The sequence below is a fragment of the Enterobacter cloacae complex sp. SYL001 genome (assembly GCF_049237025.1).
GTDB classification, from domain to species: Bacteria; Pseudomonadota; Gammaproteobacteria; order Enterobacterales; family Enterobacteriaceae; genus Enterobacter; species Enterobacter intestinihominis.
This window is the reverse complement of the sequence record NZ_JBMKJI010000007.1, coordinates 24,347-41,811: the sequence shown is the minus strand read 5'-3', so window position 1 is coordinate 41,811 and position 17,465 is coordinate 24,347. Positions and strand designations below refer to the sequence as shown.

Genomic DNA, 17,465 nt, shown 5'->3' with positions numbered 1-17,465 from the left:
GTTCTGCGATAACAGGTCTTGACAAACGATTTTACGCAAACGTTTACCTCCACGCCACGCAAGGGTTTGAGCAATAAAGCTCTCGCCATTCTCAACGGATTTCTTTTCAGCTTTGTGATGCATATTTTTCACGATGCAAAGAACCATTTACATTGCAGGGGTATTTTTATAAGATGCATATAAAATACATCATTAAAGTAACATCAGAAGGAAGCTGCTATGCTCGACGCCCAAACCATCGCTACCGTGAAAGCCACAATCCCCCTGCTGGTTGAAACGGGTCCTAAACTGACCGCTCATTTCTACGATCGCATGTTCGCGCATAACCCGGAGCTCAAAGAGATTTTCAACATGAGCAACCAGCGTAACGGCGATCAGCGCGAAGCGCTGTTTAACGCTATTGCCGCCTATGCCAGCAACATCGAAAACCTGCCGGCTCTGCTGCCTGCGGTGGAAAAAATCGCGCAGAAGCACACCAGCTTCCAGATCAAACCTGAGCAGTACAACATCGTGGGCAGTCACCTGCTGGCAACCCTGGACGAAATGTTCAGCCCGGGCCAGGAAGTGCTGGATGCCTGGGGTAAGGCATACGGCGTGCTGGCAAACGTGTTCATCAACCGTGAAGCGCAGATCTACAGCGAAAACGCCAGCAAGAATGGCGGCTGGGAAGGCACGCGTGCTTTCCGCATCGTTGAGAAAACCCCGCGCAGCGCACTGATTACCAGCTTTGAGTTTGAGCCGGTGGACGGCCAGCCAGTTGCCGATTACCAGCCGGGGCAGTATCTGGGCGTCTGGCTGAAGCCTGAAGGCTTCCCGCACCAGGAGATTCGCCAGTACTCCCTGACCCGCAAGCCAGACGGCAAAGGCTATCGCATTGCGGTTAAACGTGAGGAAGGCGGTCAGGTATCCAGCTGGCTGCATAACGTCGCCAGCGTGGGTGATATCGTTCATCTGGCCGCGCCAGCGGGTGATTTCTTTATGGCGGTGGAATCGGGTACCCCGGTGACGCTGATTTCCGCAGGTGTTGGTCAAACGCCAATGCTGGCGATGCTGGATACGCTGGCAAAATCAAACCACAGCGCGCAGGTTAACTGGTTCCACGCGGCCGAAAACGGTGATGTGCACGCCTTTGCAGATGAAGTGAAAGCGCTCGGAGCGGGTCTGCCACACTTTACCGCGCATACCTGGTATCGTTTACCCACGGAAGCTGACCGCGCAGCGGCACGTTTTGACAGCGAAGGCCTGATGAATTTAGGGCAGCACGAAGGGGCGTTTAGCGCACCGGGGATGCAGTTCTACGTGTGTGGGCCGGTAGCGTTTATGCAGTATGCCGCGAAGCAGCTGGTAGACCTGGGCGTGAACAAAGACAACATTCATTACGAATGTTTCGGCCCGCATAAAGTGCTGTAATCGCCCGGCGGCGCTGCGCTTGCACGGACCTGCGAAGGGTTCTGTAGGCCGGGTAAGCGCAGCGCCACCCGGCAAGAATGTTAAATCGCCGCGTCGTCTTCTTCGCCGGTACGGATACGGATCACGCGCGCCACGTCAAAGACGAAGATTTTCCCGTCGCCAATTTTACCGGTCTGCGCCGTGCGGATGATGGTATCCACACAGGTATCGACGATATCATCGCTCACCACGATCTCGATTTTCACTTTCGGCAGAAAGTCCACCATGTACTCTGCGCCACGGTATAGCTCGGTGTGGCCCTTCTGACGACCAAAACCTTTCACTTCAGTTACGGTCATCCCGGTGATGCCTACTTCTGCCAGCGCTTCACGTACATCATCCAGTTTGAAAGGTTTAATAATCGCATCAATTTTTTTCATGGTGGGTCCTTAAACTCTTGCCAGTAAGCAGCCTCGTAATCGGTTGCTCACAGTATCATATTCAGGCGAATTTTGCGGTATTACTCTTTAAAATCGTTCGCTTCCAGCTCGTGGCGTGAGAGCAATTTATAGAACTCGGTACGGTTACGCCCGGCCATGCGCGCCGCGTGGGTCACGTTGCCTTTGGTGATTTGCAGCAGCTTGCGCAGATAGTTCAGCTCGAACTGATTTCGCGCTTCCGCAAACGTCGGTAAGGCCGTGTTTTCCCCCTCGAGCGCCTGCTCCACCAGCGCATCGCTGATCACCGGCGATGACGTCAGCGCCACGCACTGCTCAATCACGTTCACCAGCTGGCGTACGTTACCCGGCCAGCTTGCGGTCATCAGGCGTTTCATCGCATCGGTGGAGAACGCGCGCACAAATGGTTTGTGGCGGTCAGCGGCCTGGCGCAAAAGGTGATTTGCCAGCAGCGGGATATCTTCCGCACGCTCGGCCAGCGCCGGGATTTTCAGGTTGACGACATTCAGTCGATAGTAGAGATCTTCGCGGAACTCGTTGCGCGCCATCACCTTGGGTAAATCACGGTGGGTGGCGGAAATAATACGCACGTTGATATCGATATCGCGGTTGCTGCCGAGCGGACGTACTTTCCGCTCCTGCAACACGCGCAGCAATTTGACCTGCAGCGGCGCGGGCATATCGCCAATTTCATCAAGAAACAGCGTGCCGCCCTCAGCCGCCTGGAACAGCCCTTCACGGCTGCTCACCGCGCCGGTAAAGGCGCCGCGGGCATGGCCGAAGAGCTCTGATTCGAGCAGCTGTTCCGGCAACGCGCCACAGTTAATGGCAATAAAAGCATTTTTACTGCGCGGGCTGGCGTTGTGGATCGCCTGGGCGAGGATCTCTTTCCCGGTCCCGCTCTGGCCGTTGATCAGCACGCTAACGTCGGATTGCGCCACCATCCGCGCCTGTTCCAGCAGGCGCAGCATCACAGGGCTACGCGTCACGATGGATTCACGCCAGCCGTCGTCGCCGGATGGCGCCGCGTGCTCAAGAGCGCTGTCGATCGCTTTATAGAGGGCGTCTTTATCCACCGGTTTGGTGAGGAAGCTGAATACCCCCTGCTGCGTCGCGGCCACCGCATCAGGAATAGATCCGTGAGCGGTGAGGATAATCACCGGCATCCCGGGCTGCTGCTTCTGGATCTCCGTGAACAGTTGCAGGCCATCCATTTCATCCATGCGCAAATCGCTGATCACCAGATCGATTTTCTCACGGCTGAGCACTTTCAGCCCCTCCTGCCCGCTTTCAGCGGTGACCACGCTGTAGCCTTCGCTGACCAGACGCATCCCCAGCAGCTTTAACAACCCGGGATCGTCATCCACCAGTAACAGATGGGCAGGTTTACGGCTTGTCATGGCTTCACATCCTCTTGTTTCGGCGTCTCACTGTCTGGCGTCGTGGCAGAGTTGCCTTTCGACCCATCGGGCAGATAGCTGCCTGCCGGCTTACGCGTCGAGAGCTGTCTTTCGATATCGGTCAGATTTTCGAGCTTGCGGGTGGTGGTTTCCAGCTGCTCGCGCAGCGACTCCTGCTGCTGGCGAAGCGCATCAAGCTCGCTGTCGCTTGACTGCTGCAATTTGCTGTAGCGGAAACGCTCTTCAGACAGCTGTAATTGCAGGGTTTGTCCGTCCCGCCAGAGCTGATAGACCGGGCGCACCTGCGGAGGAATATTGATCACGTAAGTATCCAGCCGCGTCACGTTGGCGCGGCGTTCGACAGGCGTGATTCTGGCATCCGCCATCACGATCCCGCGTTTAAACGCGTCCTGCCAGGTATCGTCCACCAGCATCGCCGCCTGGGCACGGGCCTCGGCGGGCGCCAGCCGCTGGGCGCAGTCTATTCCGCGCAGCCAGAACAGCGGATTGGATTCAACATCACGCCCCGACAGGCTCCAGATATCATCGCAACGTGTCGAAAGGAAATCAGCCAGCTGTTTTTGCGGCCATTTATCTTCCTGTTTGTGGCTAATTGCACTTTTCGGTGCATGGGTTACACAGCCTGCCAGCAGTAAGCAGGGCAGGCTGAGGCGCACATTTTTGCTGGAAAACACCGCGCGCAGTGCGCGGTAAAAGACGTGTGACATACTCACCAGGTTGTTATTCATTTCATTGATTTTTCCGGCTCAAGAGGCAGTTCGATACGAAAACAGACATCGGCGCGTTCATCACTCACGATGTTAAGCTCACCCTGCATGCGTCGTATGCAGTCGCGGGCAATACTCAGCCCCAGACCACTTCCTTTTACCGCACCTTTTCGCTGATGACTCCCCTGGAAGAAGGGTTCAAAGATCATCGTTTTTTCATCATCCGGAATCGGGCTTCCGGTATTCGCTACGTCAATAAATACCCGCGAACCGTTGTTATTGCTTCTGATATAAATGGTACCGGATTCAGTACCATAGTGCACCGCATTGGAATAAAGATTATCCAGTACGCTCATTAACAGCATCGGTTCTGCAAGACAGGCTGGCGCGTTGAGTTCCACCTGGGTATGCATCATTTTAGCTCTTGCTGGCAGGCTATGGGCGGATATCACCATGTCCACCAGCGGTTCAATCTCAACGCTTTCAAGCACCACTGCACCATCCGCCAGCTTGCGGTTATAGTCCAGCAGTTGTTCAATAAGCTTTTGTAAATTGCGGCTGCTGGCATCCAGAATCGCCACGATCTCTTTTTGCTCAGGGGTTAACGGCCCCGCCACTTCGTCGGCCAGCAGTTCCGTACCTTCACGCATGCTGGCCAGCGGCGTTTTGAGTTCGTGTGAGATATGGCGCAGGAACTGGTGGCGCTGCGATTCCAGCCACGCCAGGCGCTCTGAAAGCCAGATGATGCGTTGACCGACCGAGCGCAGCTCGCGCGGGCCTTTAAAAACGACCGTATCCCCGAGAGATTTACCCTCCCCCAGGCGGTTAATCATCCGCTGGATCCCCTTCACGGGGCCGATGATCATGCGGGTAAAGAGCAGCACCAGCCCCAGGCTGACGAGGAACAGCACCAGCGCCTGCCAGCCGAAGAACTGGCCGCGCTCGGCAATCTCCTGCTGGAGCTGCTGACCACGGGAAAAGATAACCGTACGGGTGGACTGAACCATCTCCGTATTGGCGTTCGCGAAGGCTTCAAGTCGGGCGGCGGCGGCGGCATCAGGACCGCTGTTTTTGCACTGGAGCTGCGCCAGATCGTTCAGATCCTGACGCAGCGCCTGATAGAGTTTGTCATCTGGCAGCACCCCGGCGTGGGCGTCCAGCATTTCGCTGTAGCGTTTACGCTGGTTCTGATAGACCCTCTCCAGCGTGCGATCATCAAGCACGCAGTACTGGCGATAGCTACGCTCCATCTCAAGCGCGGCGTTGGTCATCGCCTCGCTACGGCGAGCATCAATAAGCGTGGTGCGGTTAGTCAGGGCCGCCTGTGCACTTAACGCGTTCAGGCTTTGCCAGGCCTGCCAGGCCAGAACCAGCAAAGGTAGCAGGATCAGCAGGAAGGCCATCATAACGAGCTGTCGCAGGGAGCGAGGGAAAGCGGGCCAGCGTTTCAACACATTACTCTCTTCATCCGGGTTTGAGGAGAGCGTAACTGAGTCTGCCCTTCAGATACAACAAAGCCGGGTAAAAACCCGGCTTTGTCATGGAATAAGGCGGTGCCTAACTCGACGTTTCGCCCTGGCCTGATAAAGCATTGCAATAATCAGTAGTTGGACGGCAGGCACCTTTTTGTGCGTCATTCGAAGTTTATGTAGCACGTCCCGAAGGGGCTGACATAAGAAGGTGAATGAGCCACTGGTTACTATTATGCAACACGCGTGCCAGATTGCAAAAATTAACGCTATCCTTATGATTAGTAATATTTTTATTATCAAAACGTATTGATTGTTACGTGAATGATTTCCAGGCTAAGTGTCGCTATTAAGCAACACCTTAATGGGAACCTGTCCTGCCGCATATAAATCAACAGGTTAAATGTCTCCTTTTGGAGACACTCAGACCAGAGAGTTGTCGCGAATTTGCGACAGAGACAAAAAAGCCCGGTGGCGCTCGCGCTTACCGGGCCTACAGTCAGGCGTTGAAACTTAACCTAGTTGTTTACGCGCGTTGCGGAAAATGCGCATCCACGGGCTGTCCTCGCCCCAGTTTTCCGGGTGCCAGGAGTTGCTCACGGTGCGGAAGACACGCTCCGGGTGCGGCATCATGATGGTCACCCGACCGCTTTCGCTGGTGACCGCGGTAATGCCATTTGCCGAACCGTTCGGGTTAGCCGGATAGGTTTCGGTGACCTTGCCAAAGTTATCAACAAAGCGCAGCGCCACCAGTCCTTTGCTTTCAAGCTGAGCCAGGTGCGCCGCATCACGGACTTCAACCTGACCTTCACCGTGCGAAACCGCGATTGGCATCTGCGAACCGACCATCCCCTGCAACAGCAGAGACGGGCTTTGGGTTACTTCTACCAGGCTGAAGCGCGCTTCAAAGCGGTCAGACTGGTTACGCACAAAGCGCGGCCAGGCTTCGCTGCCCGGGATCAGCTCGCGCAGGTTAGACATCATCTGGCAGCCGTTACACACGCCCAGCGCCAGCGTCTGCGGACGGTGGAAGAAGGTTTCAAACTCGTCACGTACGCGGCTGTTGAACAGGATGGACTTCGCCCAGCCTTCGCCCGCGCCCAGCACGTCACCGTAGGAGAACCCCCCGCAGGCTACCAATGCCTGGAAATCATCCAGCCCGGTACGCCCTGCCAGCAGGTCGCTCATGTGGACGTCGATGGCGTCAAAGCCCGCCCGGTGGAAGGCCGCTGCCATTTCAACGTGGGAGTTAACGCCCTGTTCGCGCAGCACGGCCACTTTAGGACGCGCACCGGTCGCAATGTACGGCGCGGCAATGTCTTCGTTGATGTCGAAGGTGAGCTTCACGTTCAGGCCAGGATCGTTGTCGTTCGCCTTCGCGTTATGCTCCTGATCGGCACATTCCGGGTTGTCACGCAGGCGCTGCATCTGCCAGGTGGTTTCCGCCCACCACATACGCAACGTGGTGCGGCTTTCGCTGAACACCGGGTGGCCGTCGGCTTCAATCACGAAACGGTCGCCCTGCACCGCTTTACCGAGATAGTGCACGCAGTCTGCCAGACCGTGCTGCGCCAGAATCGCTTCCACCGCGTCGCGATCTGCGGCGCGTACCTGAATGACGGCACCCAGCTCTTCGTTAAACAGCGCCGCCAGGCGGTCTTCACCAAGCGTTGCAATGTTTGCTTCAACGCCGCAGTGGCCGGTGAAGGCCATCTCTGCCAGCGTCACCAGCAGGCCGCCATCGGAACGATCGTGGTAGGCCAGCAGCTTACGCTGCGCCACCAGCGCCTGAATTGCGTCGTAGAAGCCTTTCAACTGTGCGACGTCCCGCACGTCGGCTGGCTTTTCGCCGAGCTGGCGATAAACCTGTGCCAGCGCGGTGGCACCCAGCGCGTTATGGCCTTTGCCGAGGTCAATCAGCAGCAGGGCGTTATCATCAGTGGAAAGCTGCGGCGTAACGGTATGACGCACGTCTTCCACGCGCGCAAACGCGGTGATCACCAGCGACAGAGGCGAAGTCATCTCGCGCTGCTCGCTGCCTTCCTGCCAGCGGGTTTTCATCGACATGGAGTCTTTACCCACCGGAATGGTCAGGCCGAGCGCAGGACACAGCTCTTCACCCACCGCTTTTACCGCTTCGTACAGGCCCGCGTCTTCGCCAGGGTGACCGGCAGCGGCCATCCAGTTCGCGGAAAGTTTGATGCGTTTGATGTCGCCAATCTGCGTCGCGGCGATATTGGTCAGCGCTTCACCGACCGCCAGACGGGCAGAAGCGGCGAAGTCCAGCAGAGCCACCGGGGTGCGTTCACCCAGCGCCATCGCTTCGCCGTAGTAGCTGTCGAGGCTCGCGGTGGTCACGGCGCAGTTAGCGACCGGGATCTGCCACGGGCCGACCATCTGATCGCGTGACACCATACCGGTCACGGTACGGTCGCCGATGGTGACCAGGAAGGTTTTCTCCGCCACCGCAGGCAGGTGCAGCACGCGGTTAACCGCTTCCGCCACAATAATGCCCTGACGATCCAGCGCTTTACCCGCCGCTTTGCGGGTTGTAACGTCGCGGGTCATCTTCGGCGTTTTGCCAAGAAGCACGTCGAGCGGCAGATCGATCGGCTGGTTGTCGAAATGAGCATCACTGAGAGTCAGGTGCTGCTCTTCGGTCGCTTCACCGATGACGGCATACGGCGCGCGCTCGCGGCGGCACAGCTCGTCAAACAGCGGCAGCTGATCGGCAGCAACCGCCAGCACGTAGCGCTCCTGGGATTCGTTACACCAGATTTCCAGCGGGCTCATGCCTGGCTCATCGCTCAGGATATCGCGCAGGTTGAAGCGCCCGCCGCGACCGCCGTCGCTCACCAGCTCAGGCATAGCGTTGGACAGACCACCCGCGCCCACGTCGTGGATGAACAGAATCGGGTTGGCATCGCCGAGCTGCCAGCAGCGGTCGATCACTTCCTGACAGCGGCGCTCCATTTCCGGGTTGTCGCGCTGCACGGACGCGAAGTCGAGATCCGCATCAGACTGGCCGGAAGCCATAGACGAGGCTGCACCACCGCCCAGACCAATGTTCATGGCCGGGCCGCCGAGCACGATCAGCTTCGCGCCCACGACGATCTCACCTTTTTGCACGTGATCGGCGCGAATGTTGCCGATCCCGCCCGCCAGCATGATGGGTTTGTGGTAGCCGCGCAGCTCTTCGCCGTTGTGGCTGTCCACTTTCTCTTCGTAGGTACGGAAGTAACCGTTCAGCGCCGGACGACCAAATTCATTGTTGAACGCCGCGCCGCCCAGCGGGCCTTCGGTCATGATATCCAGCGCGGTCACAATGCGCTCTGGCTTGCCGAAATCTTCTTCCCACGGCTGTTCAAAGCCCGGGATACGCAGGTTGGAAACGGAGAAACCGACCAGACCCGCTTTTGGTTTCGCGCCGCGACCGGTCGCACCTTCGTCACGGATTTCACCGCCGGAGCCGGTCGCCGCACCCGGCCACGGAGAGATGGCCGTCGGGTGGTTGTGGGTTTCCACTTTCATCAGGATATGCGCAGGCTCCTGGTGGAAGTCATAGCGCCCTGCTTCGCGGTCGGCGAAGAAGCGGCCCACCTCGGAACCTTCCATCACCGCGGCGTTGTCTTTATAGGCAGACAGCACGTGGTCAGGGGTTTGCTCCATGGTGTTTTTGATCATTTTGAACAGCGACTTCGGCTGCTGTTCGCCGTCGATAATCCAGTCGGCGTTGAAAATTTTGTGGCGGCAGTGCTCGGAGTTGGCCTGCGCGAACATATACAGTTCGATGTCGTTCGGGTTGCGATTCAGCTTAACGAATGCATCCTGAAGGTAGTCGATTTCATCTTCTGCGAGCGCCAGACCAAGACGCAGGTTTGCGTCGATCAGCGCCTGACGCCCCTGCCCCAGCAGATCCACGCTCTGTACCGGCGCAGGCTGATGGTGGGAGAACAGTTTCTGCGCATCATCCAGAGAGTCAAATACGCTCTCCATCATGCGGTCGTGCAGCTCCGCTGTGACGGCCTGCCACTGCGCGTCGCTCAGGGTTGACGCTTCCACATAGTACGCCACGCCGCGCTCCAGACGGTTAATCTGGCTCAGGCCGCAGTTGTGAGCGATGTCGGTGGCTTTGGAAGACCAGGGGGAGATGGTGCCAGGACGTGGCGTGGCGAGGATTAATTTGCCGGTCGGCGTATGGCTGCTCAGGCTTGGGCCATATTTAAGCAGACGTTCCAGCTGTACGCGCTCCTCTGCATTCAGGGGGGCATTCAGGTCAGCAAAATGGACATACTCAGCGTAAATATTGCTTACCGGAAGGTCGGCCGCCTGAAAACGTGCCAGCAGTTTATTAATACGGAAGGCAGACAGTGCAGGCGAACCACGCAGAATTTCCATCATAAGTCTCTCGTCTTCGAAGCGCCGGGGCGCTTACAGTGTGCGCAAGGGGGGGAAAACGGGCGTCATTATAGAGAATCCTGAGCGCCGACGAAACCGTTTGCGTCGAAATAAAATCATCCTTTTTGTTTAACAATAGATGTGACCTGTCTCTCTAATTGGTTGCCAACTGGCGCTACTTTGCGCAAAATGCCGCTCAATCAATGGCAAACTCTACTCTTAACATGACTACAGCACACTGAGGCAACCGGCGTCGCAGAGAATTAACTAATTGAAAAAATTAAAGATTAATTATCTGCTCATCGGCATTGTTACGTTGCTGCTGGCAGTGGCCCTCTGGCCGTCTATCCCCTGGTTCGGCAAAGCCGAAAACCGTATCGCCGCCATTCAGGAGCGGGGGGAGTTGCGCGTCAGTACCCTCTCCTCTCCGCTTATATACGACGATATCAACGGTAAAACCATTGGTCTTGATTACGAACTGGCACAGCTGTTTGCGGACTATCTGGGCGTGAAGCTGAAAGTCACCGTGCGGCAGAACATCAACCAGCTGTTTGATGATTTAGACCATGACCGTGCCGATATTCTCGCCGCAGGTCTGGTGTACAACAGCGAACGCAGCAAAAATTATCAGCCGGGCCCGACCTATTACTCTGTGTCGCAGCAGGTGGTTTATCGTGTGGGTAGCTTGCGCCCGCGCTCACTGGCCGACATTACCGACCAGCAATTGACCATTGCGCCAGGCCATGTGGTGATTGACGATCTGCGGGCGTTGAAAGAGAACAAATACCCGAACCTCAGCTGGACGGTCGATCCTAAACTCGGCACTACCGAATTGCTGGAGCAGGTAAAAGATAAAAAGCTGGCCTATACCATTGCTGATTCGGTGGCGATCAGCCTTTTCCAGCGCGTTCATCCTGAAATCGCCGTGGCGCTGGATGTGACCGATGAACAGCCGGTAACCTGGTTTACCCAGTTAGACGACGATCAAACCGTCTCTGCGGCTATGCTCGATTTCTTTAATTCCATCAATGAAGACGGCACCCTGGCGCGTCTGGAAGAGAAATATCTCGGTCACGGTGACGATTTTGATTACGTTGACACCCGCTCCTTCCTGCGCGCGGTGGATAGCGTGCTGCCGGACCTGCAACCGCTGTTCGAGAAGTACGCTCAGGAGATTGACTGGAAGTTACTGGCGGCAATTTCCTACCAGGAATCGCACTGGGATGCTCAGGCCACCTCCCCCACGGGCGTGCGCGGGTTGATGATGCTGACCAAAAATACCGCGCAGAGCCTCGGCATTAGCGATCGAACCGATGCGGAACAGAGCATCAGCGGCGGCGCGCAATATTTACAGGATATGATGGCGAAAGTGCCGGAGACGGTCCCTGAAGGGGAGCGGATCTGGTTTGCGCTGGCCGCCTATAACATGGGTTATGCCCATATGCTCGACGCGCGGACGCTGACGGCAAAAACCAAAGGTAACCCGGACAGCTGGTCAGATGTAAAACAGCGCCTGCCGCTGCTTAGCCAGAAACAGTGGTACCAGAAGCTGACGTACGGCTATGCGCGCGGGCATGAAGCGTATGCCTACGTGGAAAATATTCGTAAGTATCAGATAAGCCTGGTGGGATATCTGCTGGAGAAAGAAAAAGAGGCGGCCGAGGCGCAACAGCTGGCTGAAAGCTATCCGGTGGTCGCACCGGACGAGCTTAATCACCCTGCGGTTTCAATTCTGCCTTTTGTTGCTTTTTCTGCAGCCGACGCATTCGAAAAAAGTCACTTAACAGACCCGAACATTCTGGTGCAAGTACCCCGCCGATAGTTTTCACCTGGTGGTTCATCCCCGGATGCCCAAGCACGTCCATCAGTGAACCAGCAGCGCCCGTTTTTTCATCCCGCGCGCCAAACACCAGCGTACCGATTCGGCTGTGCACCATCGCCCCGGAGCACATCACGCACGGTTCAAGGGTGACATACAGGGTGGTATCAAGCAGACGATAGTTTTGCAGCACCAGTCCGCCCTGACGCAGCGCCATAATTTCAGCATGCGCGGTAGGATCGTGACGGCCAATCGGACGGTTCCACCCTTCACCAATTACCTGATTGTTATGGACCAGCACCGCGCCCACGGGAACTTCGCCCTCTTCCCAGGCGCGCTGAGCCAGCGCCAGCGCGTGGCGCATCCAGTATTCATGATTGTGTTCAGGGTTGGACAAGGGCTGATACTCCAGTCGAAAAGCGGGCGGCATTATACACAGCCGGTACAGATAAGACTATTCGAGTTGCTGAAGTTCGCCCAGAGGCGTGACGCGCCAGCGGTGCTGGCAAAAATAGAGCAGCGGGTTGTCCTGCTTGCTGTCGCTGTAGCCGCTGTACAGACGCAGCGGCGTACCGATGCGTTTCTCCAGCTGCACCACTTTTTCATGTCCGAGGCAGCGCAGGGTAAGCACCCAGCCGCCGTAGCCGCGCGCGATCTGCGTGGCGATAAGGTTTACGCGCGGCAGCCAGGGCGTATCATAATAGACCTGCTCTACCAGCGTCTGCGGGGAGCCGGTAATCAGCCAGATATCGGCATCGTTGGCGTCGAGATAGCTGGTCAGGCGCGCCTGGACCACGGGAAACGCGGCGACGTGCCCGCGAAACCAGTGGGCAAAATCCTGTTCAAGCTGCTTAAGACGCGCTTCGCTATGACCAAACGTGCATCCCCAGAGCAGCAGGCTCATCGGCCAGCGCGCTGAACGGCCTTTCACCAGTAGCGCGATGCCAATAACGGGTAAAAGGGGCAATACCAGCAACGCGTTAAGGGGCTGGCGCCGCAGCAGATAGCGCATAAAGGTGCCGAACATATCCTGCTGATGCAGCGTTCCATCCAGATCAAAAAAGACAACGCGACGCTCGTGATTTGCCAAACCTTACTCCTCTGGGTCGTTGAATCCTAATAGCCAGGTAAACAGGAACCCGGCGATCACCGCTACCAGATAGCCTAACAGATAGAGCATCACTTTTCCGGTCGCGATGGTTAATGCCAGCGGTAAACCGGAAATCCCGAAGGTGATAACGGTCGCCACTTTCCAGTAGCTAATCAACGCCCCGCCCACCGCGCCACCGAGACAGGCGGCCAGGAACGGCTTGCCCAGCGGCAGCGTAACGCCGAAAATCAGCGGCTCGCCGATACCGAGCAACCCGACCGGCAACGCCCCTTTAATGACCTTTTTCAGACGTGCGTTGCGGGTTTTCATCAGCACCGCGATGGCCGCGCCGACCTGCCCAACGCCCGCCATCGACAGGATCGGCAGCAGGGCGTTATAGCCGTGCGCCTGTACCAGTTCGACGTGAATCGGCACTAGCCCCTGATGCAGACCGGTCAGCACTAACGGCAGGAAGGTTCCGGACAGCACAGCCCCCACCAATAACCCACCGCGATCGATAGCCAGAGACGCGCCGTGGGCGATGGCTTCAGAGATGGCGCCGCCTAACGGTTGCAGCGCCACAATCGCCACGCTCCCGGTAATCAATGTGGTCAGCAGCGGGTTGAGGATCAGCTCAATCGAGCCTGGCAGCACCGCGCGCAGCTTTTTCTCGATCCAGCACATCAGAATGACCACCAGCAGCACGGCAATCACCCCGCCGCGGCCAGGCTGAAGCGCCTCGCCAAACAGCGTAATCTGCGCCAGCTGCGGGCTGGAGAGGATACCCGCCATAACGCCGCCCATCGCCAGCGAGCCGCCAAACACTTTGGCCGTGTTCACCCCCACCAGAATGTTCATGATGGCAAACACCGCGCTGCCGAAAATCGCCAGAATACCCAGCAGGTTCGGATACTGCGTGGCAAAATCCCCGACAATATCCGGACGCTTAAGAATATTGATAATCCCGGTGATCAGCCCCGACGCGATAAACGCCGGGATCAGCGGAATAAAGACGTTAGCCAGTTGGCGCAGCGCATCGCTCATAGGGGCTTTGTATTTGGCTTTCGCCTGCGCTTTGGTGCGTTCCGCATCGTCAAAGGCGGGAGCCGTTTCACCGCCCGTCATCAGGGCGCGCATGGCATCTACCACCTGCGCCGCTTTGCCCGGACCGACAATCAACTGGTGCTGTTGCCCCTGCTTAACGTACCCGCTCACGCCGGGAAGCTGCTTAAGGCGCGTCAAATCAAGCTGTTCGTCGTTATGCACCTCGACGCGAACACGCGTCATACAGTTCTCAAGACGCTGAATATTTTTTTCCCCACCGATCCCGAGCAGGATGTCGCTGGCGAGCGCTGCTGTTTTGTCCATACACGCCTCTTATTGGTGTTCTAATGCCGCCCGTAAAAACCCGTGATGGGCTTCGAGTCTGGCTCTGGCCGCGGCTGCATCCAGCCCGGTTAATATCATCAGAATGGCGGGTTTTACATCGTGATCGGTCTGCTGAAGCACCTTTTCCGCCTCTTCACGACTGGCGCCTGTCGCTTCCATCACCATGCGACACGCTCTGTCCACCAGCTTGATGTTAGTGGCCTGCATATCCACCATCAGGTTTTGGTAGACCTTGCCAAATTTCACCATCGCGCCGGTGGAGATCATATTGAGTACCAGCTTCTGCGCGGTACCCGACTTCAGCCGTGTGGAGCCGGTGAGCGCTTCCGGCCCGACGACCGGAGAGATGGCAATGGCGGCCACCTGCGCAATCGGCGAGCCCGGGTTACAGGAGATGGCCACTGTGGTGCACCCGGTCTGTCTGGCATATTCCAGTCCACCAATGACGTACGGCGTACGACCAGAAGCCGCCAGGCCGACCACCAGATCCTGCGCGGTCAGGTTCAGCGCCCTGAGATCATCTTCCCCAAGCTGTTTATTGTCTTCTGCCCCTTCTACCGCTTTCAGCAGCGCGCCGGGGCCACCGGCAATCAGGCCAACGACCAGCCCGTGCGGAACGCCAAAAGTCGGCGGACATTCTGAGGCATCCAGCACACCGAGGCGCCCGCTGGTTCCCGCTCCCATATAAATAATGCGTCCTCCTGCTTTCAGAGCGCCGGCAGCGGCGTCTACGGCTTTTGCTACCTCAGGCAATGTCTCTTTGACTGCCAGCGCGACGAGGGTATCCTGTTGATTAAAGCGGTTTACCAGCTCCAGCGTGGACAGTGCATCAAGATCCATGGTTTGCGGGTTACGCGTTTCAGAAACAAGAGAGCCAAGATTCATGTTATTTACCTCTGGAATTTTTAATTCATAATAAAAGCACTATAATGGAATATAAAATTCATTCAGGCGAGTAAAATTCGTATTTGCGCGGGTAATCACATTTTCGCCAGGAGACCGTATGAACTGTTTAATTCGTATTCGTCAGCGCTACGCAGGGTTTGCCCAGAGTGATAAAAAGCTGGCGGATTTTTTACTTTCTCAGCCCGATCGCGCGCGACACCTCAGCTCCCAGCAGCTGGCAGGCGAAGCCGGGGTAAGCCAGTCGAGCGTGGTGAAATTCGCCCAGAAAATAGGCTATAAGGGCTTTCCGGCGCTAAAGCTGGCGATCAGTGAAGCACTGGTGAGCAACCCGAATCCGCAGTCAATGCCGGTGCATAACCAGATCCGTGGCGACGATCCGATGCGTCTGGTGGGCGAAAAGCTGATCAAGGAGAACGTGGCGGCAATGCATGCCACGCTGGATGTAAACACGGAAGAGAAGCTGCTGGAAAGCGTAGCCATGCTTCGCGACGCGCGGCGCATTGTGTTGACCGGGATCGGCGCCTCCGGACTGGTTGCGCGTAACTTTGGCTGGAAGCTGACAAAAATCGGCTATAACGCCATCGTTGAACAGGATATGCACGCGCTGCTGGCGACCGTGCAGGCCATGGATCCTGACGATTTACTGCTGGCCATCTCCTATTCCGGCGAGCGACGTGAAATTAATATGGCCACCGACGAAGCCCTGCGCGTAGGAGGAAAAATTCTGGCGATTACCGGTTTTAGCCCGAATGCGCTTCAGCAGCGGGCCACCCGCTGTCTGTATACCATTGCCGAGGAACAGGCCACTCGCAGCGCGGCGATTTCGTCGACGAGTGCGCAGATGATGCTGACGGACCTGCTGTTTATGGCGCTGGTTCAGCAGGATCTGGAGCGTGCGCCAGAGCGTATTCGTCACAGCGAAGAGCTGGTAAAAAAACTGGTCTGAACAACGAATGAGCGTATAATGCCCGCCCTGTTTGTGATGTTTCTGAGAATTTCCTGATGGCGCTGTTAATCACCAAAAAATGCATCAACTGCGATATGTGCGAACCCGAATGCCCGAACCAGGCGATTTCGATGGGCGACAGCATTTATGAGATTAACAGCGACCGCTGCACCGAATGCATCGGCCACTATGAAACGCCGACCTGCCAGAAGGTGTGCCCAATTCCCAATACGATCTTAAAAGATCCGGCACACGTCGAGAACGAAGAACAGTTGTGGGATAAGTTTGTCCTGATGCACCATGCGGACAAAATTTAACTCTCAATAATCACCGTCGCACAGGCATAGTGGCGTTCATCTGCAAGCGTTACGTGCATGTGCGCCACGCCCAGCTTTTCCGCCAGCTTAAGCGCCTCGCCCCATAAACGCAGACGTGGCTTACCCAGCTCATCGTTAAACACTTCAAACTGGTTAAACGCCAGGCCGTTACGAATGCCCGTGCCGAACGCTTTCGCCGCCGCCTCTTTTACCGCGAAGCGCTTTGCCAGAAAGCGCACCGGCTGTTGATGCGCCTCCCAGATAGCCCATTCGTTATCGCTCAGCACGCGTCTTGCGAGGCGATCGCCGCTGCGGGCGATCACCGCTTCAATGCGGGCTATTTCGACGATGTCGGTGCCTAAGCCCAGAATAGCCATTACTGACGCGCTTCCAGCATCAGGCGCTTCATCTCGGACACCGCCTCTTTCAGGCCGCTCATCACCGCACGACCAATAATGGCGTGGCCAATGTTCAGCTCATGCATTTCCGGCAGGGCAGCAATGGCTTTTACGTTGTGATAGGTCAGGCCGTGACCGGCGTTCACCTTCAGTCCCAGGCTCGCGGCGTAGGTTGCCGCTTTGGCGATTCGCTCCAGCTCTTTCGCCTGCGCTGCGTCGTTTTCGGCATCGGCATAGCAGCCGGTGTGAATTTCAATATACGGCGCGCCCACGTCGGCAGCGGCTTTAATCTGGGTGAAATCGGCGTCGATAAATAAAGATACCAGGATACCGGCATCCGCCAGGCGTTTGCAGGCATCGCGCATTTTGTCGAGCTGCCCGGCCACATCCAGACCGCCTTCGGTGGTCACTTCCTGTCGTTTTTCCGGCACCAGGCAGCAGAAATGCGGCTTCGTATCGCAGGCAATCGTCAGCATCTCTTCCGTTACTGCCATCTCCAGATTCATGCGGGTATCCAGCGTCTGGCGCAGGATGCGCACGTCCCGGTCGGTGATGTGGCGACGATCTTCACGCAGGTGAACGGTAATGCCGTCGGCGCCAGCCTGCTCAGCGATAAACGCCGCCTGAACCGGATCGGGATACGCGGTACCGCGTGCATTACGTAACGTGGCGATGTGATCGATGTTGACGCCTAACAGTAATTCAGCCATGACAATCCTCGGTATTTTTGTTCATTTACCTTCTCCCTCTCCCTCCGG

15 protein-coding genes are annotated in these 17,465 nt (G+C 56.9%); 4 read left to right on the top strand and 11 right to left on the bottom strand.

What is annotated here, in order from left to right; genetic code table 11:
- Positions 1 to 219 precede the first annotated feature (219 nt).
- A complete protein-coding gene (gene hmpA / locus ACOTZP_RS09345; protein WP_032623756.1) occupies positions 220 to 1,410 on the top strand; it encodes an NO-inducible flavohemoprotein in 1,191 nt (396 codons plus the stop codon).
- Between the two features lie 80 nt (positions 1,411 to 1,490).
- Here the strand turns inward: hmpA and glnB are convergent, their stop codons facing one another.
- From glnB to purL, 5 genes are all read right to left on the bottom strand, one after another.
- Entirely contained in the window at positions 1,491 to 1,829 is a 339-nt protein-coding gene (gene glnB, locus ACOTZP_RS09340; RefSeq protein ID WP_003860685.1) for a nitrogen regulatory protein P-II, read from the bottom strand.
- An 80-nt stretch (positions 1,830 to 1,909) separates the two neighbouring features.
- Positions 1,910 to 3,247 (bottom strand): two-component system response regulator GlrR, encoded by a 1,338-nt coding sequence (glrR, locus tag ACOTZP_RS09335; RefSeq protein WP_003860687.1) that lies wholly within the window; start codon positions 3,245 to 3,247, stop codon positions 1,910 to 1,912.
- Positions 3,244 to 3,996, bottom strand: a complete 753-nt coding sequence (qseG, locus tag ACOTZP_RS09330) for a two-component system QseEF-associated lipoprotein QseG (RefSeq protein WP_032623754.1) — start codon at positions 3,994 to 3,996, stop codon at positions 3,244 to 3,246. Before qseG ends, glrR begins: the two co-directional genes overlap by 4 nt.
- Positions 3,993 to 5,426, bottom strand: coding sequence for a two component system sensor histidine kinase QseE/GlrK (gene qseE / locus ACOTZP_RS09325; RefSeq protein WP_032622390.1), 1,434 nt, complete (start codon positions 5,424 to 5,426; stop codon positions 3,993 to 3,995). The genes qseG and qseE overlap by 4 nt, the downstream gene beginning before the upstream one ends.
- Before the next feature lie 531 nt (positions 5,427 to 5,957).
- A complete protein-coding gene (gene purL, locus ACOTZP_RS09320; RefSeq protein ID WP_271074819.1) occupies positions 5,958 to 9,845 on the bottom strand; it encodes a phosphoribosylformylglycinamidine synthase in 3,888 nt (1,295 codons plus the stop codon).
- A 268-nt stretch (positions 9,846 to 10,113) separates the two neighbouring features.
- On the opposite strand from purL, the gene mltF reads away from it, so the two are divergent.
- The gene (gene mltF / locus ACOTZP_RS09315; protein ID WP_023306718.1) at positions 10,114 to 11,664 is read left to right on the top strand and encodes a membrane-bound lytic murein transglycosylase MltF; all 1,551 of its coding nucleotides are present in this window, start codon (positions 10,114 to 10,116) and stop codon (positions 11,662 to 11,664) included.
- Here mltF and tadA read toward each other — a convergent pair.
- Genes tadA through murQ form a run of 4 tightly spaced genes read right to left on the bottom strand, consistent with a single transcriptional unit; the run spans position 11,552 to position 15,025 of the window.
- Positions 11,552 to 12,091, bottom strand: coding sequence for a tRNA adenosine(34) deaminase TadA (tadA, locus tag ACOTZP_RS09310; RefSeq protein ID WP_023300729.1), 540 nt, complete (start codon positions 12,089 to 12,091; stop codon positions 11,552 to 11,554). The genes mltF and tadA overlap by 113 nt on opposite strands.
- Before the next feature lie 24 nt (positions 12,092 to 12,115).
- On the bottom strand, positions 12,116 to 12,751 hold the full coding sequence (yfhb, locus tag ACOTZP_RS09305) for a phosphatidylglycerophosphatase C (protein ID WP_022649033.1): 636 nt from the start codon (positions 12,749 to 12,751) through the stop codon (positions 12,116 to 12,118).
- Between the two features lie 3 nt (positions 12,752 to 12,754).
- Positions 12,755 to 14,119, bottom strand: coding sequence for a PTS transporter subunit EIIC (locus ACOTZP_RS09300; protein ID WP_332975906.1), 1,365 nt, complete (start codon positions 14,117 to 14,119; stop codon positions 12,755 to 12,757).
- A gap of 9 nt (positions 14,120 to 14,128) precedes the next feature.
- A complete protein-coding gene (gene murQ, locus ACOTZP_RS09295) occupies positions 14,129 to 15,025 on the bottom strand; it encodes an N-acetylmuramic acid 6-phosphate etherase (protein WP_023300732.1) in 897 nt (298 codons plus the stop codon).
- Positions 15,026 to 15,143: 118 nt separating this feature from the next.
- Here murQ and ACOTZP_RS09290 point away from each other — a divergent pair, with 118 nt between their 5' ends.
- Positions 15,144 to 15,992: a MurR/RpiR family transcriptional regulator gene (locus ACOTZP_RS09290; protein WP_023300733.1), complete on the top strand. Its 849-nt coding sequence runs from the start codon at positions 15,144 to 15,146 to the stop codon at positions 15,990 to 15,992.
- A 56-nt stretch (positions 15,993 to 16,048) separates the two neighbouring features.
- Positions 16,049 to 16,309 (top strand): YfhL family 4Fe-4S dicluster ferredoxin, encoded by a 261-nt coding sequence (locus ACOTZP_RS09285; protein WP_023300734.1) that lies wholly within the window; start codon positions 16,049 to 16,051, stop codon positions 16,307 to 16,309.
- On the opposite strand, the gene acpS is transcribed toward ACOTZP_RS09285, so the two are convergent.
- The gene (gene acpS / locus ACOTZP_RS09280; protein ID WP_015572144.1) at positions 16,306 to 16,686 is read right to left on the bottom strand and encodes a holo-ACP synthase; all 381 of its coding nucleotides are present in this window, start codon (positions 16,684 to 16,686) and stop codon (positions 16,306 to 16,308) included. The genes ACOTZP_RS09285 and acpS overlap by 4 nt on opposite strands.
- Positions 16,686 to 17,417: a pyridoxine 5'-phosphate synthase gene (pdxJ, locus tag ACOTZP_RS09275; protein WP_003860707.1), complete on the bottom strand. Its 732-nt coding sequence runs from the start codon at positions 17,415 to 17,417 to the stop codon at positions 16,686 to 16,688. Before pdxJ ends, acpS begins: the two co-directional genes overlap by 1 nt.
- Between the last annotated feature and the right edge of the window lie 48 nt (positions 17,418 to 17,465).